Origin of the sequence: Amycolatopsis sp. MEPSY49 (assembly GCF_051337345.1) — a bacterium.
Taxonomy (GTDB): domain Bacteria; phylum Actinomycetota; class Actinomycetes; order Mycobacteriales; family Pseudonocardiaceae; genus Amycolatopsis.
Window position 1 is genome coordinate 1,718,542 of the sequence record NZ_JBDLYJ010000001.1, and the last position, 19,479, is coordinate 1,738,020.

Sequence of the window (19,479 nt, forward strand, 5' to 3'; positions counted from 1 at the left end):
TCTATCGTTCCCTATCAAGAGGATAAATACGGAACGATCAGGAACCAGGTCGCACCAGCCCGGACTCGTAGGCGAAGACGACCGCGTGCACCCGGTCGCGCAGCCGCAGCTTGCCGAGGATCCGCCCGACGTGCGTCTTCACGGTCGTCTCACCGATGTACAGCTTCGCCGCGATCTCGCCGTTGGACAGCCCGCGCGCGATGAGCCCCAGCACGTCCTTCTCACGCTCGGTCAGGACGTCGAGCTTCGCGACGTCGACCGGGTCTCGGTCGTCGGCGAGGTAGCGGTCGAGCAGCCGCCGCGTGACCGAGGGCGAGACCATCGCGTCACCGCGCAGCACGCCGCGGATCGCCACGAGCATCTCCTCCGACGGCGCGTCCTTCACCAGGAACCCGCTGGCCCCGGCGCGCAAGGCCGCGTAGGCGTATTCGTCAAGGTCGAAGGTCGTGATGATGAGGACACGCACGTCCGGCAGCTCGGCGCAGATCCGCCCGGTCGCCGCGACGCCGTCGAGCACCGGCATCCGGACGTCCATCAGCACGAGGTCCGGCCGCAGTTCGCGCGCCTTCGCGACGGCCTCCTCGCCGTTCGCCGCCTCGGCCGCGACGACGAGGTCGTCCTGGCTCTCGACGATCATCCGCAGCCCGACGCGCACCAGCTCCTGGTCGTCGCAGAGCAGCACCCGCGTGGTCACGACCGCACCTCCGGGGTGTCGTCGGCGAACTCGGCCCGCCGCCGTCCTGGGGACGAGCGTGCCCGCGCGGGTCCGGCCGCCCGCGCTCCGACGCGGACCGGCGACCCGACCACCGGACTCGCCCGTACCTCCGGGTTCGCGTGGGCCCCGCGGTGTTCCGCGGGCCGCACCCCGTGGGAACGCGGGGCAGGCACGAGTCCGAGCCCGCCGGGGAGCCTGAAGTCGGTCGGGAGCCGGCCGCCGAGCTCGCCTGGCGGCCGGGCAGCGCGCCGCACCCAGGGGGATGGCGGGCCAGCGCCGAGTCCGGGCCCCGGCCTCGGCTCGGCAGGGGGCGGGTTGTCGCTGTCGCCGGGGAGCCCGCACTCGGTCGGGAGCCGGCCGCCGAGCTCGCCTGGCGGCCGGGCAGCGGCGCGGACGTGGCCGGCCGACCGGCGGCCGCTGTCCGTCCGGGGCCGGGGGCGGGCTCGCGTCCGGGCCCTCACGACCCGACCACCAGGCTCGCGCGCACCCGGTAGCCGCCGTCCGGTAGCAGGCCCGTCGCCAGCTCGCCGTGGTACATCTCGACACGCTGGCGCATCCCCGCCAGCCCGCGCCCGGACGACGGCAACGCGGGTGCCGGCGGGGACTTGCCGCCGGTGTTCGTCACCTCGATCCGGATCGCCTCCGGGGCGAACGCGACTTCGACGCGGCCGGTCGCGTCGGCCGGGGCGTGCTTGATCATGTTGGTCAGTGCCTCCTGGACGATCCGGTAGGTCTGCAGCGCGGCGCTCGCGGGCAGGCCGGCCGCGTCGCCGGTGACGTCGAGCGTGACGTCCCGCCCGGCGTGCTCGACGAGCCGGCGCAGCTCGTCGGCGGTCGGCTGGGGACTGCGCGCCTCCTGGCCGGCGTGCAGGACTTCGAGCAGGCGGCGCAGCTCGGCGAGGGCGTTGCGGCCCGTGCGGCCGATCGTGTCGAGCGTGCGGTCGACGGCTTCGGGGTCGCGGTGCCGGGCGAGCTTCGCGCCCTCGGCGTTCAGCACGATCACGCTGATGCTGTGCGCGAGGACGTCGTGGAGTTCGCGCGCGATCCGCGTGCGCTCCTCCGCGACCGCCGCCCGCGCTTGGGCGTCGGCGCGTTTCTCCTCCTCCGCGGTGAGCTTTTCCTTGCTGCGGAAGAACTCCCCGAGTGCCCAGGCGGCGATGTGCAGGGGCCAGATGCCGACGATCGTGGCGGTGGGGTTGTCGGTGTAGCTCCCCCACGCGAACCCCCATTCCCAGCCGAGCGCGAAGATCGCCACGGCGATCACCGCGGCGAACCGCCGCTGCCCGAGCTTGACCAGGTTGAACAGCACGACCGCCATCGCCAGCTCGGTGCGGCCGCGGTCGTAGGCCCAGATCTCGTTGACGTACACCACCACCGCGCCGGCGATGATCAGCACGGCGACCGTCCGCGGGTACCGGCGCCGCACGAGCAGCGGCAGCAGGAACAGCATCGGGATCGCGCGTGTGGTCCACGGCTCCTCGCCCGCCCAGTTCGGCGCGAGGAAGACGAAGACGGCGTACAGCGGCAGGTCCACCGTCCACCGGTGTCTCCGCACCCACATCACGAGTCGTTCCACGCCACCGAACGTAGCGCCGGGAGCGGCTCCGGGGCGTCATCCCTTCGGTCCGACCGTGTCCTCCCTTGGGAGGACTCGACCGGTCGATCCGACGGATTCGCGGCCACCCCGGTCGTTCCTAGCGTCGGAGGCATGTCGATCACCAGGGAATTCCTCCGCCACCCGATGCTGACGGGCGCGATCGCGCCCAGCTCGCCGCGGCTGGCCGAGACGATTACGGCGGGCCTCGGCCTGGAACGCGCGGCCTGCGTCGCCGAACTGGGGCCGGGCACGGGCGTGTTCACCGAAGCGGTCCTCGCGCTGCTTCGCCCCGAAGCGCGCTTGACCGCCTACGAGATCAACCCGCGTTTCGCGACCGCACTTCACGAGCGGTTTCCGGAGGTGGACGTCGTCACGGACTCGGCCGAGCACCTGACGCTGGACGGCGTCGACGTCGTCGTCTCGGGTCTGCCGTGGACGGCCATGACCGCCGACCGCCAGCGCCGCATCCTCAACGCGGTCACGGCGGCGCTGGCCCCCAACGGCCGCTTCACGACCTTCGCATATGCCCACGCGGCCTGGACGCCACCCGCGCGTCGCTTCGCCGCTTCGCTGCGAAGCCGTTTCGCCGTCGTGGAGCGCACTTCGGTCGTCTGGGGCAACCTGCCGCCCGCGTTCGTCTACCGCGCGGCGCTCCCGGTGGCGGTGGGGAGGACTCGGGATGGACAGCCTGCTGCGGCCACTGCTTGACGCGCCCCCGCCGGTCGTCTACCTCGTCTGCTTCGTGATCATCGCGGCCGAGACGGCGTTGCTGCCCGGGATCGTGCTGCCGACGTTGTCGACGTTGCTGCTGATGGGTTTCCTCGCCGAGCGTGGCACGCTCCACTTCGGACTCGCTTTGCCGGTGGCGGTGCTCGCGGCCGTCCTCGGGGACCAGCTCGCGTACCTGGAAGGACGGCGCCTCCGCCGGTCCCGGTTCGCGCGCCGCGTCGGCCAAGACCGGTGGGACCGCGCGGAAGCGGCCGTCGCGCGCTACGGCGTCCCGGCGGTGATCGCCGGTCGCTGCCTGGCCGGCCTGCGGACGCTGGTGCCGCGCGTCGCGGGCTCGGCGGCGATGCCGTACCGCCGGTTCGCGGCGGGCAGCGTGTGCGCGGCGGTGCTGTGGGCGAGCGCGGAGCTGCTGGCGGGTCACGTCACGGCGCTGGTCGTCTGAAGGCGTTCGGCGGTCTCGGCGTCCGCGGGCAGGAACGTCTCCAGCTTCAGCTCCGAGACCGTGACGTCGGCGGCGGTCGCGAACGTCGTGATGGCCGTGATCAACCGCAGCTCACCGACCGAAGTGGACAGTCGCACCGGGACGGCGAAGCCGAGGTGGCCGTCCGTCGGCGGCCGTTGCGGCGGCAGGTAGGACTCCAGTTCGGCGAGCTGCGCGGCCAGCCGGTCGTCCGGGGTGCGGGCCAGGTCGTTGCGGAGGCGCTCGAGGATGTGCCGGGCCCAGTCGTCGAGGTTCCGCACGCGCGGCGCCATGCCGTCCGGGTGCAGCGCGAGCCGCAGCGTGTCGACCGGTTCCTTCAGCAACTCCGCCGAGACACCCTCGGTGAGCAGGGAAAACGCGTCGTTCTTCGCGACGAGCAGGCCGTAGCGGTCGACGACGATCGCCGGGTACGGGCGGTGGCCGTCGAGCAGCCGCCGCAGCCCGTCGAGCACCGGCCGGATCGCCGGGTCGTCGAGCCGCGTCTCGGGGTACGTCGGCGCGTAGCCGGCCGCGTGGAGCAGGCCGTTGCGTTCGCGCAGCGGCAGTTCGAGCGACTCGGCGACGCGCAGCACCATGCCGCGGCCGGGCAGCGACCGGCCGCTTTCCATGAAGCTGACGTGCCGCTGCGTCGTGCCCGCGCGCAGGGCCAGGTCGAGCTGGCTGAGGCGGCGCCGGGTGCGCCAGTCCTTGAGCGCCGTTCCGAAGTCCACGGGTTCATCTTGCTCGGGCGCGCCATTCCCCGCGGGGAATTGAGGGCATACCCGCGTTGCCCGACGCTTCCGGTATGACGAACTACGGCCTGGTCGTACCGACCTACCAGCCCATCCTCGACGCCGGGCGGACCGCGCCCGAGCTGGTCGACGTCGCCGTCTCCGCCGAGGAGCTCGGCCTCGACTCGGTGTGGGTGGGCGACACCCTGGCGCGCGCGCCTCTCGACGCCTTCACGATTTTGGGTGCTTTCGCCGCACGGACCTCACGGGTGACGTTGGGGACATCCGCGCTGCTCCCGGCGTTGCGGGACCCGGTTCTCTCGGCGAACCAGCTGCTGTCCCTGGACTTGCTCAGCGGCGGCCGGTTGACGGTGGCCGTCGGCGCGGGGTTCGCCGGGCGGAGTGAGCCGGAGTTCGCGTTCGTGGGGGTGCCGTGGGCCCGTCGCCGGGCTCGGCTGGACGACATCGTGGGGTTGTGGCGGGCGGCGTGGAGCGGTGCAGGTTCCTTCCACGGGACGGTGCTGCACTACGAGTCACTGCCGGTCTTTCCTTCGCCCGCGCGTGTCGGTGGTCCGCCGGTGTGGCTGGCGGCGTACACGCCGGGGGCGCTGGAACGCGTCGGCCGGCTGTACGACGGGTGGCTGCCGTACCCGCCGGACCCCGCGGACTACGTGTCCGGGCTGGCTCAGATCCGCTCGTCGGCGACGCGCCCGATTACGCCCGCTTTGTTCGCGACGGTCCTGGTGGAGGACGATCCCGTTCGGGGGCGTGAGTTGCTGGAGGAGTACTGCCAGCGCAACTACGGGATGCCCGCGGACTTCGTCCAGGGGATCCAGATGCAGGTGACGGGGTCGGCCGCGGAGGTGGCGGCTCAGCTGCGGCGTTACGAAGGGGCGGAGCACGTGCTGCTGCGGATCGCGAGCACGGACCCGAAGGTGTTCGACGAGCAGCTGCCGAGGCTGGCGGAGGTGGCGAACCTGCTGCGCTCTTGACGGCCTGCCAGCGCCCCAAGGCGGCCTTGGTTGCGTCAGACGCACCGAAGGCCGCCTTGGGTGCGTCAGACGCACCGAAGGCCACATTGGGGCGTTCCGGGCCGCGACCAGCCGTGATCGGAAACTTGTCGGGGGTGGCACGTAGGCTGGGACCGTGACCGACGCTCCACTGTCCGGACTCCTCACCGCCATCCTTCCCGACCCGGCCCTGCGCGGCGTGGTCGAGCGCGCCGGTGCGCCGCTGCTCGAGCTGCAAGGCCCGATCGCCGCCCGGCAGCTCGTCGCCGCCGCGCTCGCCGCCGACGAGGGTGCGGCCAAGCCCGTCCTCGCCGTCACCGCCACCGGCCGCGAGGCCGACGAGCTGACCGCGTCCCTCAGCGCACTCCTCGGCGAGGGCAGAGTCGCCGACTTCCCCAGCTGGGAGACCCTTCCGCACGAGCGGCTCTCCCCGCGCGCCGACACCGTCGGGCGCCGGCTGGAAGTGCTGCACCGGCTCAAGACCGAAGACGACACCCTGCGCGTCGTCGTCGCCACCGTCCGCAGCCTCATCCAGCCCATGGCGCCCGGCCTCGGCTCGCTCGCCCCCGTCGACCTCGTCGTGGGTGAAGAACAGAGCTTCGAGGGCCTCCTCGAACGGCTCGTCGAGCTGGCCTACACCCGCGTCGACATGGTCGAGAAGCGCGGCGAGTTCGCCGTCCGCGGCGGCATCCTCGACCTGTTCGGCCCGACCGCGCAGCACCCCGTCCGGGTGGAGTTCTGGGGCGACGAGGTCAGCGAGATCCGCGCGTTCGCCGTCTCCGACCAGCGGTCGCTGCCCGGCGAGATCCCGCGCGTCACCGCGCCGCCGTGCCGGGAGCTGCTGCTCACGCCGCCGGTCAAGGAGAAGGCCGCGGAGCTGGCGAAGACGTACGAAGCCGACGCCCACCTGGCCGAGATGCTCACCAAGCTCGCCGACGGCATCCCCGTCGAGGGCATGGAGGCGCTCATCCCGGTGCTCTGCGAAGGCGAGCTGGAGCTGCTCACCGACGCGATGCCGGTCGGCACCCACGTCCTGCTCACCGACCCGGAGAAGATCCGCGCCCGCGCCGCCGACCTCGTCCGCACCGGCCAGGAGTTCCTCGAAGCCTCCTGGACGACGGCCGCGGCGGGCGGCCAGGCCCCGATCGACCTCGGCGCGTCCGCCTACCGCGGGCTCGACGAGATCGCGTCCCACGCGCAGGACACCAAGCGCGCCTGGTGGACGCTCACCCAGCTGACCAGCGAAGACCCGGACGTCTACCGCGTCTCGGTCGAGGCCGCTCCCGCCTACCGCGGCGAGCTGGAGCGCGCGACGACGGACCTGCGCGCGCACATCGCGTCGGGCGGCACGGCGGTGCTCGTCGTCGCCGGCCACGGCACGGCGGCTCGCGCGGTCGAGCAGTTCTCGGCCGCCGACGTCCCGGCCGCGCTGGCCGGCGACGGCCTGAAGAGCGCGCCGGCGCCGGGCGTCGTCACGGTCACCTGCGGCGGCCTGACCGACGGCTTCATCTCGCCGGAGCGCGCGCTGGTCGTGCTCACCGAGGCGGACCTGACCGGCCGCGGCTCCGGCGCCGGAACGTCCACAAAGGACCTCACCACCAAGATGCCGTCCCGGCGGCGCAACGCCGTCGACCCGCTGGCGCTGAAGGCCGGCGACTACGTCGTGCACGAGCAGCACGGCATCGGCCGGTTCGTCGAGATGGTCCAGCGGACGGTCGCCGGCGCCACTCGCGAGTACCTGCTGCTGGAGTACGGCTCGTCCAAGCGCGGGCACCCGGGCGACCGGCTGTTCGTGCCGACCGACCAGCTCGACGAGGTGTCCAAGTACGTCGGCGGCGAGCTGCCCACGCTGAACAAGCTCGGCGGGTCCGACTGGAAGAACACCAAGGCCAGGGCCAAGAAGGCGGTCAAGGAGATCGCGGCCGAGCTGGTGCAGCTCTACGCCGCGCGCCAGGCCGCGCCCGGGCACGCGTTCGGCCCGGACACGCCGTGGCAGGGGGAGCTGGAGGACGCCTTCCCGTTCACCGAGACGAACGACCAGCTCGCCGCCATCGACGAGGTCAAGGCGGACATGGAGCGCGGCGTCCCGATGGACCGCGTGATCTGCGGCGACGTCGGTTACGGCAAGACGGAGATCGCCGTGCGGGCCGCGTTCAAGGCGGTGCAGGACGGCAAGCAGGTCGCCGTGCTGGTGCCGACGACGCTGCTCGCCCAGCAGCACCTCAACACCTTCCAGGAGCGGATGCGCTCGTTCCCGGTGACGATCAAGGGCCTGTCCCGGTTCACGAACAAGACCGAGTCGGACATCATCCTGGAGCAGCTCGCCGGCGGCGAGGTCGACATCGTGATCGGCACGCACCGGTTGCTGCAGACCGGGATCCGCTACAAGGACCTCGGGCTCGTGATCGTCGACGAGGAGCAGCGCTTCGGCGTCGAGCACAAGGAGCACATCAAGGCGCTGCGCACGCACGTCGACGTGCTCACCATGTCCGCGACGCCGATCCCGCGCACGCTGGAGATGTCGCTGGCGGGCATCCGCGAGATGTCGACGATCCTGACCCCGCCGGAAGACCGGCACCCGATCCTGACCTACGTGGGCGCGTACGACGACAAGCAGGTCGGCGCGGCCATCCGGCGTGAGCTGCTGCGCGACGGCCAGGTCTTCTACGTCCACAACCGCGTCTCCTCGATCGAGAAGGCCGCGCGGCACATCCGGGAGCTGGTCCCGGAGGCGCGGGTCGTCACCGCGCACGGCCAGATGAACGAGGACAAGCTCGAGAAGATCATCCAGGGCTTCTGGGAGAACGAGTACGACGTCCTGGTCTGCACGACGATCGTCGAGACCGGCCTGGACATCTCGAACGCGAACACGCTGCTGGTCGAGCGCGGCGACCTGCTCGGGCTGGCCCAGCTGCACCAGCTGCGCGGCCGGGTCGGACGTGGCCGTGACCGCGGGTACGCGTACTTCCTGTACCCGCCGGAGGCCCCGCTGACGGAGACCGCGCACGACCGCCTGGCGACGATCGCCCAGAACACCGAGCTGGGCGCGGGCATGGCGGTCGCGATGAAGGACCTGGAGATCCGCGGCGCCGGGAACATCCTCGGGGCGGAGCAGTCGGGGCACATCGCGGGCGTCGGGTTCGATCTCTATGTGCGGTTGGTCGGCGAAGCGGTCGACGCGTTCCGCCGGCACGCGGGCGCCGAGCCGGCGGAGGACGAGGAGATGGCCGACGTCCGCGTCGACCTCCCGATCGACGCCCACCTCCCGCACGACTACGTGCCAGGGGAGAGGCTGCGGCTGGAGGCGTACCGCAAGATCGCGGCGGCGCCGGACACCGAGGGCTTGGACGCGGTCCGCGAAGAGCTGATCGACCGGTACGGGCAGCCGCCGGCGCCGGTGAACCGGCTGCTGGCGGTGGCGCGGTTCCGGCACACGTGCCGCGAGGCGGGCGTGACGGAGGTGGCGGTCCAGGGCAACACGATCCGGTTCGCGCCGTTGCCGCTGGCCGATTCGCAGCTGGTCCGGTTGAAGCGGCTGTACCCGAAGGCGATGTTCAAGGCCGTGACGAACACGGTGTCGGTGCCGAAGCCGACCGAGGGCCCGGCGGGTGGCCGGATCGGCGCGCCGACCTTGCGGGACGAAGAGCTGCTGGACTGGTGCACGAAGTTGCTGACGCAGCTGACGAAGAAGCCTGCGCCGGTGTAAGGGGCAGCGGACACCTGGCGCCACTTCGGGGGACTTCTCGTTGTGGCGCCGGGGTTCTTGCTTTCGGTGGTTTTACGTTCGCCGCATGAACATCCGTAGCAGGCAGCTTGGTGAACGGCTGCTCCAGCGCATGGCGGAGAAGCGGTGGGGAGTCCGGGAGATGTCCCGGAGGCTCGAGGTCAGTGCGCAGTGGGTTTCCTCGGTGACGCGAGGCCAGGTGCGGCCCGACCCGGTGCGGTTGGCGAGATTCCTGACGGAACTGGGGGTTCGGGGAGCGGAATTCCGCGAGCTGATGGCCCTGGGCGACGAAATGCGCAAGCCCGGCCTACTTGAGAAACCTCTGCAGCTTCGGACATTGATCTGGCACGAGGAGCGGGCCACTGCCATCTCCCAGTTCCACGGCTGCCTGGTTCCGGGACTGCTGCAAACCGCCGACTACGCCCGCAACTTGATTTCCGAGATCGGCAACGCTACCGAGCCGGACCACATCGATGAGCTGGTCTTCGCCCGGATGTCCCGCCAGGTGATCCTCGACAAGCAGCCTCGAGTCGCGTTCGAGTTCTACCTGCACGAGTTCGTGCTCCGGCTGCCGATCGGGCGTGGAGCGCCCGAGGTCATGCGCGGCCAGTTGGGCCATTTGGTGCGGCTGTCCGACCGCAGCCACGTTTCGATCCGAGTCGTGCCAGCGAATCGCGGGGGGCACCCGGCGATGGCCGGGCATTTCCAGCTGATCGAGTCGAAGGACTTCACGCCGGTGATCCACATCGACAGCGAGATTTCTTCGCTGTTCCTGGAGGAAACCCCCGATGTGGTGGCCTACCGGCGAGTGCTCGGCGGGCTGGATCAGATCGCGCTCGATCGGGCAGAATCGAGGAGATTCATCGCCGACCTCTAGACGGGAGCGCGAAGATGCCGACTTGGCGTAAGAGCAGCTACAGCACCAATGGCGGCGAGTGTGTCGAGGTGGCTCTCGACCGAACCGTGCTGGTTCGGGACACCAAAGACCGGGCCGGGGGCATCCTCACGATCCCCACCCCCGGCTGGCGGGAACTGCTCAGCCGACTTCGCTGAACATCGGCGGCATACTCTCCGCCAACCCCATCCGCACCGACTCCACGGGCACCGGAACCGCCCCGGCACCAGCCATCGGCAACGGCCGGGGCCGACGCGGCATCCGAGACCCCGCGCCTCCACCCCGTCCGGGGTAAACCAGCAACCCCCGAGTCGGATCCGGCACCGCGTCCAGCGCCGCCGTCACCACCGGCAACCCCCGGAACGCGTCCCTGCGCTCCTCCGACGCGAACTCGATCTCCAGCACCACACCCCAGCGGTGTTCGTGCCAAACCCACTGCTCAGCGCCGTTCGTCAGCGCTGCCTCCGTGAGCGCGTCGCCATGCGCCAGGCGCCACAACGTTGCCGTGGACTCGCCGTCGAACACCTCGATCGTCAGCCACTGGTCCATAAATCGACATTACCGCCGCGCGTAGCCCATGGGTGTTGCGTTTCGGGTGCGATGGTGTGAGAGGGTATGGCCTGTGATGCGGATCATGGGGCGCCCTCGCGCGCTGGTCGCGGTCGTTGCCGGTGCTCTTCTGCTTGCCGGGTGCGGGTCGAGCCCCAGCCAGGTCGGCAGCGCCGTCATCGTCGGGGACAGCTCCGTCTCGCTCGACCGCGTCCAGTCGATGATCGACCAGGCCGTCCGCGAACAGCCCTACGGCCAGAAGCTCGCGCGTGAGCACAAGCTCGACCAGCTGGGCCGCGAGATCGTCCGGCAGACCGTCCTGCACGAGCTCACCGAGATCGCCGCCCGCAAGGAAGGCCTCGTCGCCGACCAGGCCAAGGTCGCCGCCCTGACCGCTCAAGAGAAGTCCTCTCCGGTCACCGACACCGGGCAGGGCGACTCGGTCGCCGTCACGCAGATCGTCTCGAAGCTGCGTGACCCGAACGAGGTCGCGAACGACGTCGTCCTCGAAATGCAGCTCGCGCAGAAGTACCTGCCGAAGCTGTCCGTCAGCGCGGACTACGTCGGCATCGCCGCCACCAGCGAGACCGACCCCGCGGCCCGCACGCGCGCGTTCGACCTCGCGCAGCAGTTCGCGGCCGACCCCGCCAAGATCCAGGCCACCATCCAGCAGGCCGGCCAGGAAGCCCAGCAGGCGCAGCAGACCGGCATGCCCGGGGCGGGCGGCTTCTCCGACGCGGGCATGACCGAGCTCTTCGGCGCCGCGCAGTACCTCTCGCTCGCGCAGACGCCGCTTTTCGGCTCGCCGGCGAACAGCGTCGTCGCGTTCCAGGCGCGGATGCCCGCCAAGCCCGACTGGTACGTCTTCGTCGTCCGCAGCCGCGGCACCGACAAGGCCGTCCCGGCCGACCAGGAAGCGCAGAAGCCGACCGACCAGCAGCTGACCTCGATCGGCACCCGGCTCCTGCAGCCCTACCTGGCCGACGCCGGGCTGCGCGTCAACCCCCGGTACGGCGTGTGGGATGTTGTCGGCATGAACCTCGCGCCAAACCAGGACGCCACGAAGGGCACCGTCGTGCCCTTGCGCGGTGCCGCACCAGCCCAGCAGTGAGCACGGGTGTCGTCGTAGTCGTCCGCGGGGCGACGCTGCCCGCCGCGGCCCTGAAGATCCTGCGTGACTCCACCGCCGTGTACGCGGCGACGGACATCGACGCGAGCGCGTTCGGCATCCCGGCCGTCACCGAGGCGCCTTCGCTGAAGGACGTCGTGCTGCTCGCCGGGTCCCGGGACGAGCCCGCGGCGTCGCTGCTCATCGCGACCGGCGCCGAAGTCATCGAGACGCCGGCGCCGCCGCTCGTCGAGGCCGCCGAGGTGATGGACCGGCTCCGCTCGCCCGGCGGCTGCCCGTGGGACGCCGCCCAGACGCACGAATCGCTCCGGCAGTACCTCGTCGAGGAGACCTACGAGCTGCTCGACGCCATCGAGTCGGGCGACCGCGAGGCCCTGCGCGAGGAGCTCGGCGACGTCCTGCTCCAGGTGCTCTTCCACGCGCGCGTCGCGGCCGAGGACCCCGCTGACCCGTTCGGCATCGACGACGTCGCCGCCGAGCTCGTCGCGAAGCTGGTCGGCCGGCACCCGCACGTGTTCGCCGACGCCGACGGGGTGCACACCGTCGAGCACCAGAACGTCAAGTGGGAAGAGCTGAAGCAGCAGGAGAAGCAGCGCCTGTCCATTGTGGACGGCGTCGCGCTCGGCCAGCCCGCGGTGGCGCTGGCCGGCAAGCTCGGGCAGCGCTCCGGGCGCGCGGGCATCCCGCTCGACCTCTTCCCGGCCGGCACCGGCGCCGCCGCCCAGCTGTTCCGCATCGCGGCGACGGCGCGGCGCGCGGGCGTCGACCCCGAGGGCGAGCTGCGCGCGGTGGCGAAGCAGTTCGCCGCCGACATCCGCGCCGCCGAGCGGGCCGCGCGCGACGCCGGCCTGGAACCGACGACCCTGGAAGCCGACGGCTGGCGCAAGTTCTGGCCTTCCCGGGACTGAGGGAAGCGGCACTTTCACGTGAAAGTGCCCACCTGGGGGGCGCACTTTCACGTGAAAGTGCGCTGTGACGCAGCACACAATTGGGTGAGAACCGATCGCGAGCATCCGGCGTCTTGCCTGGTGTGAGGAATCCGCCACTGCAGGACGCCGACGAGGAGCACCTCGTCCGGCGCACGGCCAAGGGCGACCGCGCGGCCTTCGAAGAGCTCTACCGCCGCACGTCGCCCTGGCTCGCCGTGCGCCTGCGCCGCCGGTGCGCGGACGAGCAGGTCGTCGCCGAAGTCATGCAGGAGACGTTCCTGGCCGTCTGGCGCGCGGCGGGCTCGTTCGCGGGCGCCGCGACCGGGGGCACCGCGGTCGGCTGGATGTGGACGATCGCCGCGCGCCGGCTCGTCGACGCGTTCCGGCGCCGGGCGCACCACGCCGAAGTGCCGGCGGAGGTGCTCCTCGACGTCGCGCCCGTGCCGGCGGCGGAAGACGTCGCGCTGGCGGCGGCGATCGGTGACGAGGTCGGCGACGCGCTGCGCGACCTCGCGCCCGAACTGCGGCAGGTCCTGCAGGCGATGGTGCTCGACGGGCTGACCGTCCGCGAGACCGCCGTGCTGCTCGGGCTGCCGGAAGGGACCGTCAAGACCCGTGCCCGCCGGGCGCGGATCGCGATGCGGGAGGCACTGTCATGACCCATGCGTCGGACGAGCTCATCGCCGGGTACGCGGCGGGCGACGACCTCCCGGGCGACCGGCTGTGGGGCCTCGAAGCCCACCTCGAGACGTGCGCGCCGTGCCGGGCGCGGCTCGCGGCGGTGGCGCCGGTGCGGCCGGTGGTCGACGCCGTCTGGGACCGGATCGCCGTCGAACTGCTGCCGCGGCCGCGGCAGTCCCGGCGGCGGTGGCTCGATACGTGGGTCACGCCGGCGATGCTGCCGTGGCTGGGGATGATCGTGCTGGTCACGCTGCTCGCGGTGGTGTTCGACCACGTCGCGCACTCGGTGCTGGACGTGACGGCGGTGCAGCTCTTCGCGCCGGTGCTGCCGGTGCTCGGCGTCGCCGCGTCGTGGGCGCGGGGGCTGGATCCGGCGTACGAAGTCGTCGTGGCGACGCCGCGGGCCGGCCTCTACCTGATCGCGCGGCGGACGCTGGCCGTGCTCGTCGTCGTCCTGCCGGTGCTCGGGGTCGCGGGCTGGCTGACCGGCACGGCACTGGCGCTCTGGCTGCTGCCGAGCCTGGCCTTCACCACGGGGACGCTCGCGCTGGGCGGGCTGATCGGCGTCACGCGGGCGGCGTACGCGCTGATCGCGGTGTGGGTCGCCGTACTGGTGCTGCCCACCGTGGCGGCCCATGAGCAAACGTTTGCGCTCAGCACCGGCGCGGTGCCGGTGTGGGCGGGGATCTTCGCGCTGACGTCGGTGGTCGTCGCCCTGCGCAAGGGCGCGTTCACCCGGCTCGGCGCGCGACACTAGGGAGGAAGACCATGCGTGCTGTCGGGGCCGCGGAGGTCGCGCCAACGGCCTACGCCTGGGAAGTCCAGGCCGAAGGGCTGAAGGTGCGGGTCGGCCGCAAGAAGATGGCCGTCGACGGGCTGGACCTGTCGCTCGGCAAGGGGGTGCACGGCTTGCTCGGGCCCAACGGCGCGGGCAAGACGACGCTGATCCGCGCGCTGGCGACGGTGCTGCGCCCGGCGTCGGGCACGCTGACGTTGCTCGGCGGGCAGGGGCAGCGCGCGTTGCGCCGGCGGATCGGCTACCTGCCGCAGGACTTCGGGTTCTACAAGCGGTTCACCGTCCGGGAGTTCGTCGAGTACATCGCGTGGCTCAAGGAGATGTCCAAAGAGGACATCCCCGGCGCGGTGCAGCGCGCGATCGACCGGGTCGGGCTCGCCGACCGCGCGGACGACCGGATGAAGACGCTGTCGGGCGGCATGGTCCGGCGGGTCGGGATCGCGCAGGCGATCGTCAACGACCCCGACATCCTGCTGCTGGACGAGCCGACCGCCGGGCTCGACCCGGCCCAGCGCGTGCGGTTCCGCGACCTGGTGCAGGAGCTCGGCCAGGACTCCTGCGTGCTGATTTCGACGCACCTGGTCGAGGACGTCGGGACGGCGTGCTCGGACGTCGTCCTGTTCGCCGAGGGCAAGCTGGTGTTCCAGGGGACGCCGGACGAGCTGGCCGCGGCCGGCACCGCGGAGCACGTCGGGGACAGCCCGATCGAACGTGGCTACTCGGCATTGCTGGACCACCGGCCGGGCAAGGGGGCGTGGTGATGATCCTGCGCACCGAACTGCGGCGCTCGATCGCGCCCTGGGCCGGGCTCGCGCTGCTCGTGGTGGCGCTCGGCTTCCTGTTCCTGCTGTCCGGGCCGTGGTGGAAGGTGCCGGCGCCGTGGATGGCGCACACGACGACCACCGCGCTGTGGCTGCGGTTCCTGCTGGTGTTCCTGTGGCCGATCGCCGTCGGCGCCGGGGCGATCCAGGGCATGCGCGACAGCCGTTCCGGCATGGTCGAGCTGCTGGCCACGACGTCCCGGCCGGGCTGGCACCGGGCGGTCCGGCTGGCGGGCGCGGTGGGGGCGTTGAGCGCGCTCGGGTACCTGCTGGTGTTCGGCGTCGGCCTGGTGGAGGTGCTCGGGCACGACGGGTTCGTGTCCGCGAGCTTCCTGCCGGTCGTCCTCGTCGGCCTGCTCGCCGTCGTGGCGGGGAGCTGGGTGGGCCTGGCGGCCGGGCGGTTGCTGCCGCACCCGCTGACCGCGCCCGCGCTGGCCGTGCTGACGCTGGTGGTGTCGATCCTGGCCTGGACGTCGCTCGAAGGGGCCGTGCTGTCGATGCCGTACAGCCGCTTCGGGTTGCTGGCGCCGACCCTCGGGCAACCGCGGGGCGTCCTGGTGACGACGGCGGGTTCGGTGGACCTCGGGCAGGCGGCGTGGTTCGCGGGGCTGGCCGTGACGGGATTCCTGCTGCTGGCGGCGAACTCCGTGCGGGCCCGGCTCCTCGGCCTCATCCCGGTGGTGGCCGGGGCCGCGATCGCCTTGCCGGTCTTCCCGGTGTCCGCCGACGGGCTCCTGGTCCCCGACGGCGTTGCCGCGCAGAAGGTTTGTGACGGGCCGATCTGCGTCAGCCGGGCACACGAGGACAGGCTGGCCGCGTTGGCCGCGCCGGGCCGGGAAGCGCTGGCCATGCTGGCGAAGCTGCCCGGCGCGCCCACCCGGATCGAAGAGCAGGTGGCGCCGGACTCCTTCGCCACCGCGCCTGCTCGCGATGCCGGCGTCGTCCACCTCGACTTCCAGCTGAACGAAGACCTGCTCACGGCGGACGCGAACGACCTGCGGCTCGCGGTGCTGGCCGGGGCCGGGCTGCCCACGTGCCTGCCGCCGAGCTACGGCGACGTGGCCGACACGGGCGCCCGCATGATCGCGGCGGCGTACTTCACCGGCGAGCTGAAGCTGTTGCCCGAGTACAGCGCGAAGTGGATCGGCCGCCAATCCGGTCCGATCGAGGGTGCGTGGGCGAAGTTCCGCGCGCTGCCGGCGGAGGTGCGTTTCGCGCGGGTCGTCGCTCTGCGCCAGGCGCTCCTGACCTGCCAAGGTGACCCGCTCGACACGCTGGTGCCGGGGTACCGGCGATGAGATGGGTGACGCTCTACGCGCGTTCGCGGCAGGTCCCGGCCGCGTTCACCGCGCTGCCGGCCGCGACGGCGGGCGTATGGTTCCTGGCGCGCGACTCGTGGTCGTCGATCCCGGTCATGCTGACGCTGACGGCGGGCATCGCGGTGGCGGCGATCGGGCTCAGCGGCCAGGACCCGGACCTCGACCGCACCGCGGCGCTGCCGTGGCCGGTCCGCCGGTTCGCGCACCTGGCGTTGATCGGCGTGGCGGCCGGGGGCGCGGTGCTGGCGGTCCAGCAGCTGGGGTCGGTCACTGTCGACATGTCGATCATCGTGCGTGACGCGGCGGGGTTGCTGGGGTTGGCCGGTCTGGCGGCGACGGTCGCGGGCGGCCAGTACGGGTGGACGCTTCCGCTGGTTTGGGCGGGTATCACGCCTTTCGTCCAGAACGACGGTACGACGACGAGCCGTGTCGTGGCGTGGATGGTGCAGCCGGCGGGGGTGCCGGCGGCCACCTGGACGGCGGTGACCCTGGCCGTCGCGGGCACGGCGGCCTACACCGCGAGGGGCGGCCGCCGTTGACGCGGGCCGCCACGGGAACCCCCAGCTACCCCGTGGCGGCCCGGCGTCACACGTTGCGGATGTTCGCTTCCAGCTCCAGCGGCTCCCGGTCCCAGTCCTCGACCCCGAGGGCGATGATGCGCTTCGGGTGGATGCGGATCACGGCGTCGTCGAAGTGGTCGTCGCCGACGCCGACCCCCGTCAGCGCCTCCGCGTGGCCGCGGATCTCCAGGCACCGCACGCGCCACGGGTTCGTCGAGGGCAGGTCGTCGACCACGAACGCCACCCGGCCGTTCTCGCGGACGTTGCGGAACTTCTTGCTGCCGCTCAGGTTGTGACCCGTGACGTCGATGGCCTTCTCGTCCGGGTTGTACCGGAACCCGACCGGGTTGACCTGCAGGGTTCCGTTCGGCTGCTGGGTCGCCAGCCGGCCCAGCGGCTGGGCGTCGAGGTACTCGAGCTCTGCTTCGGTGAACATGCCACCAGCCTTCAACTTCAAGGGAGGTTGAAGTCAAGCAACGGCGTGAACCGCGAAGCGATCCGTTCGTGGGCGGCACCGTCCGGGTGCAGCTCGTCCGGCAGCGGGAACTCGGCGTAGTCGGCGGGCCCGTACAACGACAGCCCGTCCACGTAATGCAAAGCCGGGTCGGAACGCTGGGCGACGATCTCCGCCAGCGCCTCGCGGATCACCTCCAGGGTCAGCTTCCCGGGTTCCGGGGAGCCGGTCGCCCGGAAGCGTACGACTCCCGACGCCAGCGCCGCGTGGTCGAAGTCGCCGGGACCCGGTGTCTGCTCGTGGATCGGGCAGTACAACGGCGAGACGACCAGCAGCGGCGCCGACGGATGACCTTCGCGGATCGTGTCCAGGAACCCGTGGACCGCCGGGCCGAACGCGCGCAGCCGCATCACGTCCGCGTTGACGACGTTGATGCCGAGCTTCACGCTGACCACGTCCGCCGGGGTGTCGCGCAGCGCGCGGGCGGTGAACGGGTCCAGCAGCGCGTTGCCGCTGAAGCCCAGGTTGACCAGCTCGACCCCGGCCGAAAGCGCGGCCAGCGCGGTCCACGTCGCCGACGGGCTCGCCGCGTTCGAGCCCTGGCTGATCGAACTGCCGTGGTGCAGCCACACGCGGCCGGCGCGGGGCGCGGGCGAAACCGGCGCGTCCGTGCGCAACGCGACCAGCGTCGTCAGTTCGTTGTGCGGCAACCAGAGCTCGACGTCCTTGTCGTGCCCGGGCAGGTCCGCGAACCGCACGCCGGCGGGCGCGGTCGCCTGGGCGGCGAGCTTGCCGTCGACCAGCAGGTCGTAGACGCCGTCCGGGCGCGGCGGCGCGCCCGGGTACTCGACCTTCGTCGGCAGCGTGTCGAGTTCGATCACGCGAGCCGTCGTGCGGAACCGCAGGCGGACGCCCGCTGGTTGCGCCTCGGCCATCGCGAGCCGCGGGTCGGTGTTCTGCGCCCGCGCGCGGGCCGGCAGCCGGTGCGGGACCAGGCCGCGCGGGGTCTCTTCGAGTTCGAGAGCGCCGCGGATCAAGTCCGCGGACAACGGGGTGGTGATCATGAGCGTGGCCAATCACGGAGAAGGGAATCGAGGACGTCGAGGAGGCGCGTCCAGCTCTCGGGCGCCGCGGGCGGGCTGTGGTCGAAGCCGCCGTCGGCTTCGAGGGCGACGAACCCGCGGACGAAGCTGCCCAGCAACCGGACGGCGTGCGTCTGGTCCGGCCCGGTCAGGTCGTAGCCGCGCAGGATCGCGCGCATCAGCTCCGCGTGCCGCACGCCCGCGCTCGCCGCCGCGGTCTCCGCGTCGAGCCGCAGCTGCGCCGCCGCGAACCGGCCAGGGTGCGCCCGGGCGTAGTCGCGGTGGACGTCGGCGAACGCGATCAGCGCGTCCCGCCCGGACCGGCCGGCCAGCGCCGACGCGGCCCGGTCGGCGAGCTCTTCCAGCGCCAGCAGCGCGATCCGCGTCCGCAGGTCGTGCGCGTTCTTGACGTGCGAATACAGGCTGGCCACCTTGACGTCGAACCGGCGCGCCAGCTCCGACGGCGTCACCTGGTCGAACCCGAGCTCGTCGGCCAGCTCGGCGCCCGCGCGCACCAGCCGTTCGGTCGTCAACCCGACGCGTACCATCAGCCACCTCCTAAAGCCAACATAGATCTACCTAAAGGCTTTAGGCAAGGTGATAATGGGTGACATGCGCCGCCACGCCGTCAGCTCGTCGACGATCGCGTCGATCGGCTACGACCGGGAGGAGCACCTCCTGGAGATCGAGTTCGTGAACGAGAGCGTCTACCGGTACCGGCTGGTGCCGGAGTCCGTGCACCGCGAATTGATGGCGTCGTCGAGTCTCGGGCGGTTCTTCAACACGCGTATCCGCGACAAGTACCCGACCGAACAGGTGGACTAGCGCCGATCAGTTCTTCTTCAGCTCCTCGGCGAGCATCACGATGATGCCGCTGGGGCCGCGGACGTACGTGAGCCGGTAGATGTCCTCGTACGTCGCCACGCCGCGAAGCGGATGGCAGCCGTGCTTTGCGGCGATCTCGAGAGCTTCGTCGAGGTCGTCGACGGAGAAGCCGACGCGGTGCATGCCGATCTCGTTCGGACGAGTGGGCTCCGACTCGATCGCTTCAGGGTGGATGTACTCGAAGAGCTCGACGCGGCCGTGACCGTCCGGCGTCTGGAGCATCGCGATCTTGGCGTGGTTGCCGTCGAGGCCGACGGCGGTGTCGGTCCACTCACCACTGACCGTCTCACGGCCGACAACCGTGAGCCCCAGGTCGGTGAAGAAGGCGATCGTCGCTTCGAGGTCGCGAACGGCGATGCCGACGTTCTCAAGTTTGATGGCCATGCGGGGCATGCTATCGACGACGTCGACGT

Annotated in this window: 22 protein-coding genes; 14 read left to right on the forward strand and 8 right to left on the reverse strand. The window is 71.7% G+C overall.

Annotated elements, in window-relative coordinates:
• Positions 1–37: 37 nt before the first annotated feature.
• Entirely contained in the window at positions 38–694 is a 657-nt protein-coding gene (locus ABFJ78_RS08660) for a response regulator (protein WP_372663300.1), read from the reverse strand.
• Between the two features lie 478 nt (positions 695–1,172).
• Positions 1,173–2,276: a sensor histidine kinase gene (locus tag ABFJ78_RS08665; RefSeq protein WP_436385424.1), complete on the reverse strand. Its 1,104-nt coding sequence runs from the start codon at positions 2,274–2,276 to the stop codon at positions 1,173–1,175.
• 147 nt (positions 2,277–2,423) lie between these two features.
• On the opposite strand from ABFJ78_RS08665, the gene ABFJ78_RS08670 reads away from it, so the two are divergent.
• On the forward strand, positions 2,424–3,020 hold the full coding sequence (locus ABFJ78_RS08670; protein ID WP_436385274.1) for a class I SAM-dependent methyltransferase: 597 nt from the start codon (positions 2,424–2,426) through the stop codon (positions 3,018–3,020).
• Positions 2,992–3,483 (forward strand): DedA family protein, encoded by a 492-nt coding sequence (locus ABFJ78_RS08675; RefSeq protein WP_436385275.1) that lies wholly within the window; start codon positions 2,992–2,994, stop codon positions 3,481–3,483. Before ABFJ78_RS08670 ends, ABFJ78_RS08675 begins: the two co-directional genes overlap by 29 nt.
• Here the strand turns inward: ABFJ78_RS08675 and ABFJ78_RS08680 are convergent.
• Positions 3,459–4,232, reverse strand: a complete 774-nt coding sequence (locus ABFJ78_RS08680; protein ID WP_436385276.1) for an MmyB family transcriptional regulator — start codon at positions 4,230–4,232, stop codon at positions 3,459–3,461. The genes ABFJ78_RS08675 and ABFJ78_RS08680 overlap by 25 nt on opposite strands.
• A 74-nt stretch (positions 4,233–4,306) precedes the next feature.
• On the opposite strand from ABFJ78_RS08680, the gene ABFJ78_RS08685 reads away from it, so the two are divergent.
• The 4 genes from ABFJ78_RS08685 (at position 4,307) to ABFJ78_RS08700 (ending at position 10,019) form a co-directional block, all read left to right on the forward strand.
• Positions 4,307–5,224, forward strand: coding sequence for an LLM class flavin-dependent oxidoreductase (locus tag ABFJ78_RS08685; RefSeq protein WP_436385277.1), 918 nt, complete (start codon positions 4,307–4,309; stop codon positions 5,222–5,224).
• 169 nt (positions 5,225–5,393) lie between these two features.
• Positions 5,394–8,948, forward strand: coding sequence for a transcription-repair coupling factor (mfd, locus tag ABFJ78_RS08690; RefSeq protein ID WP_436385425.1), 3,555 nt, complete (start codon positions 5,394–5,396; stop codon positions 8,946–8,948).
• Positions 8,949–9,033: 85 nt separating this feature from the next.
• The gene (locus ABFJ78_RS08695; protein WP_436385278.1) at positions 9,034–9,843 is read left to right on the forward strand and encodes a helix-turn-helix domain-containing protein; all 810 of its coding nucleotides are present in this window, start codon (positions 9,034–9,036) and stop codon (positions 9,841–9,843) included.
• Between the two features lie 14 nt (positions 9,844–9,857).
• Positions 9,858–10,019, forward strand: a complete 162-nt coding sequence (locus ABFJ78_RS08700) for a DUF397 domain-containing protein (RefSeq protein ID WP_436385279.1) — start codon at positions 9,858–9,860, stop codon at positions 10,017–10,019.
• Here ABFJ78_RS08700 and ABFJ78_RS08705 read toward each other — a convergent pair.
• Positions 10,003–10,410, reverse strand: coding sequence for a hypothetical protein (locus ABFJ78_RS08705; RefSeq protein WP_436385280.1), 408 nt, complete (start codon positions 10,408–10,410; stop codon positions 10,003–10,005). The two genes, ABFJ78_RS08700 and ABFJ78_RS08705, sit on opposite strands and share 17 nt — an antisense overlap.
• A gap of 85 nt (positions 10,411–10,495) precedes the next feature.
• Between ABFJ78_RS08705 and ABFJ78_RS08710 the strand changes: the two genes are divergently transcribed.
• The 7 genes from ABFJ78_RS08710 (at position 10,496) to ABFJ78_RS08740 (ending at position 16,624) form a co-directional block, all read left to right on the forward strand.
• Entirely contained in the window at positions 10,496–11,521 is a 1,026-nt protein-coding gene (locus ABFJ78_RS08710; RefSeq protein WP_436385281.1) for a hypothetical protein, read from the forward strand.
• A complete protein-coding gene (locus ABFJ78_RS08715) occupies positions 11,518–12,447 on the forward strand; it encodes a MazG family protein (protein WP_436385282.1) in 930 nt (309 codons plus the stop codon). The genes ABFJ78_RS08710 and ABFJ78_RS08715 overlap by 4 nt, the downstream gene beginning before the upstream one ends.
• A gap of 122 nt (positions 12,448–12,569) precedes the next feature.
• The gene (locus tag ABFJ78_RS08720; protein WP_436385283.1) at positions 12,570–13,127 is read left to right on the forward strand and encodes an RNA polymerase sigma factor; all 558 of its coding nucleotides are present in this window, start codon (positions 12,570–12,572) and stop codon (positions 13,125–13,127) included.
• Positions 13,124–13,906 carry a zf-HC2 domain-containing protein gene (locus ABFJ78_RS08725; protein WP_436385284.1) on the forward strand — a complete coding sequence of 261 codons (783 nt, stop codon included), beginning with the start codon at positions 13,124–13,126 and terminating at the stop codon, positions 13,904–13,906. Before ABFJ78_RS08720 ends, ABFJ78_RS08725 begins: the two co-directional genes overlap by 4 nt.
• Before the next feature lie 11 nt (positions 13,907–13,917).
• Entirely contained in the window at positions 13,918–14,706 is a 789-nt protein-coding gene (locus ABFJ78_RS08730) for an ABC transporter ATP-binding protein (RefSeq protein ID WP_436385285.1), read from the forward strand.
• Positions 14,706–16,064, forward strand: a complete 1,359-nt coding sequence (locus ABFJ78_RS08735) for a hypothetical protein (RefSeq protein WP_436385286.1) — start codon at positions 14,706–14,708, stop codon at positions 16,062–16,064. The genes ABFJ78_RS08730 and ABFJ78_RS08735 overlap by 1 nt, the downstream gene beginning before the upstream one ends.
• The gene (locus ABFJ78_RS08740) at positions 16,061–16,624 is read left to right on the forward strand and encodes a hypothetical protein (RefSeq protein ID WP_436385287.1); all 564 of its coding nucleotides are present in this window, start codon (positions 16,061–16,063) and stop codon (positions 16,622–16,624) included. The genes ABFJ78_RS08735 and ABFJ78_RS08740 overlap by 4 nt, the downstream gene beginning before the upstream one ends.
• A gap of 46 nt (positions 16,625–16,670) precedes the next feature.
• Here ABFJ78_RS08740 and ABFJ78_RS08745 read toward each other — a convergent pair whose 3' ends face one another.
• The 3 genes from ABFJ78_RS08745 to ABFJ78_RS08755 are packed head-to-tail and all read right to left on the reverse strand — an operon-like array spanning position 16,671 to position 18,729.
• Positions 16,671–17,081: a PPOX class F420-dependent oxidoreductase gene (locus ABFJ78_RS08745; RefSeq protein WP_436385288.1), complete on the reverse strand. Its 411-nt coding sequence runs from the start codon at positions 17,079–17,081 to the stop codon at positions 16,671–16,673.
• 17 nt (positions 17,082–17,098) lie between these two features.
• Positions 17,099–18,163, reverse strand: coding sequence for a GDSL-type esterase/lipase family protein (locus ABFJ78_RS08750; RefSeq protein WP_436385289.1), 1,065 nt, complete (start codon positions 18,161–18,163; stop codon positions 17,099–17,101).
• Positions 18,160–18,729 carry a TetR/AcrR family transcriptional regulator gene (locus ABFJ78_RS08755; protein ID WP_436385290.1) on the reverse strand — a complete coding sequence of 190 codons (570 nt, stop codon included), beginning with the start codon at positions 18,727–18,729 and terminating at the stop codon, positions 18,160–18,162. Before ABFJ78_RS08755 ends, ABFJ78_RS08750 begins: the two co-directional genes overlap by 4 nt.
• A 64-nt stretch (positions 18,730–18,793) precedes the next feature.
• Between ABFJ78_RS08755 and ABFJ78_RS08760 the strand changes: the two genes are divergently transcribed.
• The gene (locus ABFJ78_RS08760) at positions 18,794–19,006 is read left to right on the forward strand and encodes a KTSC domain-containing protein (RefSeq protein ID WP_436385291.1); all 213 of its coding nucleotides are present in this window, start codon (positions 18,794–18,796) and stop codon (positions 19,004–19,006) included.
• Between the two features lie 6 nt (positions 19,007–19,012).
• On the opposite strand, the gene ABFJ78_RS08765 is transcribed toward ABFJ78_RS08760, so the two are convergent.
• On the reverse strand, positions 19,013–19,450 hold the full coding sequence (locus tag ABFJ78_RS08765) for a VOC family protein (protein WP_436385292.1): 438 nt from the start codon (positions 19,448–19,450) through the stop codon (positions 19,013–19,015).
• Between the last annotated feature and the right edge of the window lie 29 nt (positions 19,451–19,479).

Coding starts and splice junctions, on each gene's coding strand:
- ABFJ78_RS08665 (WP_436385424.1), bottom strand. CDS start 2,276: ATGTGGGTGCGGAGACACCGGTGGACGGTGGACCTGCCGCTGTACGCC.
- ABFJ78_RS08670 (WP_436385274.1), top strand. CDS start 2,424: ATGTCGATCACCAGGGAATTCCTCCGCCACCCGATGCTGACGGGCGCG.
- ABFJ78_RS08675 (WP_436385275.1), top strand. CDS start 2,992: ATGGACAGCCTGCTGCGGCCACTGCTTGACGCGCCCCCGCCGGTCGTC.
- ABFJ78_RS08685 (WP_436385277.1), top strand. CDS start 4,307: ATGACGAACTACGGCCTGGTCGTACCGACCTACCAGCCCATCCTCGAC.
- ABFJ78_RS08695 (WP_436385278.1), top strand. CDS start 9,034: ATGAACATCCGTAGCAGGCAGCTTGGTGAACGGCTGCTCCAGCGCATG.
- ABFJ78_RS08700 (WP_436385279.1), top strand. CDS start 9,858: ATGCCGACTTGGCGTAAGAGCAGCTACAGCACCAATGGCGGCGAGTGT.
- ABFJ78_RS08705 (WP_436385280.1), bottom strand. CDS start 10,410: ATGGACCAGTGGCTGACGATCGAGGTGTTCGACGGCGAGTCCACGGCA.
- ABFJ78_RS08710 (WP_436385281.1), top strand. CDS start 10,496: ATGGGGCGCCCTCGCGCGCTGGTCGCGGTCGTTGCCGGTGCTCTTCTG.
- ABFJ78_RS08725 (WP_436385284.1), top strand. CDS start 13,124: ATGACCCATGCGTCGGACGAGCTCATCGCCGGGTACGCGGCGGGCGAC.
- ABFJ78_RS08730 (WP_436385285.1), top strand. CDS start 13,918: ATGCGTGCTGTCGGGGCCGCGGAGGTCGCGCCAACGGCCTACGCCTGG.
- ABFJ78_RS08735 (WP_436385286.1), top strand. CDS start 14,706: ATGATCCTGCGCACCGAACTGCGGCGCTCGATCGCGCCCTGGGCCGGG.
- ABFJ78_RS08740 (WP_436385287.1), top strand. CDS start 16,061: ATGAGATGGGTGACGCTCTACGCGCGTTCGCGGCAGGTCCCGGCCGCG.
- ABFJ78_RS08745 (WP_436385288.1), bottom strand. CDS start 17,081: ATGTTCACCGAAGCAGAGCTCGAGTACCTCGACGCCCAGCCGCTGGGC.
- ABFJ78_RS08750 (WP_436385289.1), bottom strand. CDS start 18,163: ATGATCACCACCCCGTTGTCCGCGGACTTGATCCGCGGCGCTCTCGAA.
- ABFJ78_RS08755 (WP_436385290.1), bottom strand. CDS start 18,729: ATGGTACGCGTCGGGTTGACGACCGAACGGCTGGTGCGCGCGGGCGCC.
- ABFJ78_RS08760 (WP_436385291.1), top strand. CDS start 18,794: ATGCGCCGCCACGCCGTCAGCTCGTCGACGATCGCGTCGATCGGCTAC.
- ABFJ78_RS08765 (WP_436385292.1), bottom strand. CDS start 19,450: ATGGCCATCAAACTTGAGAACGTCGGCATCGCCGTTCGCGACCTCGAA.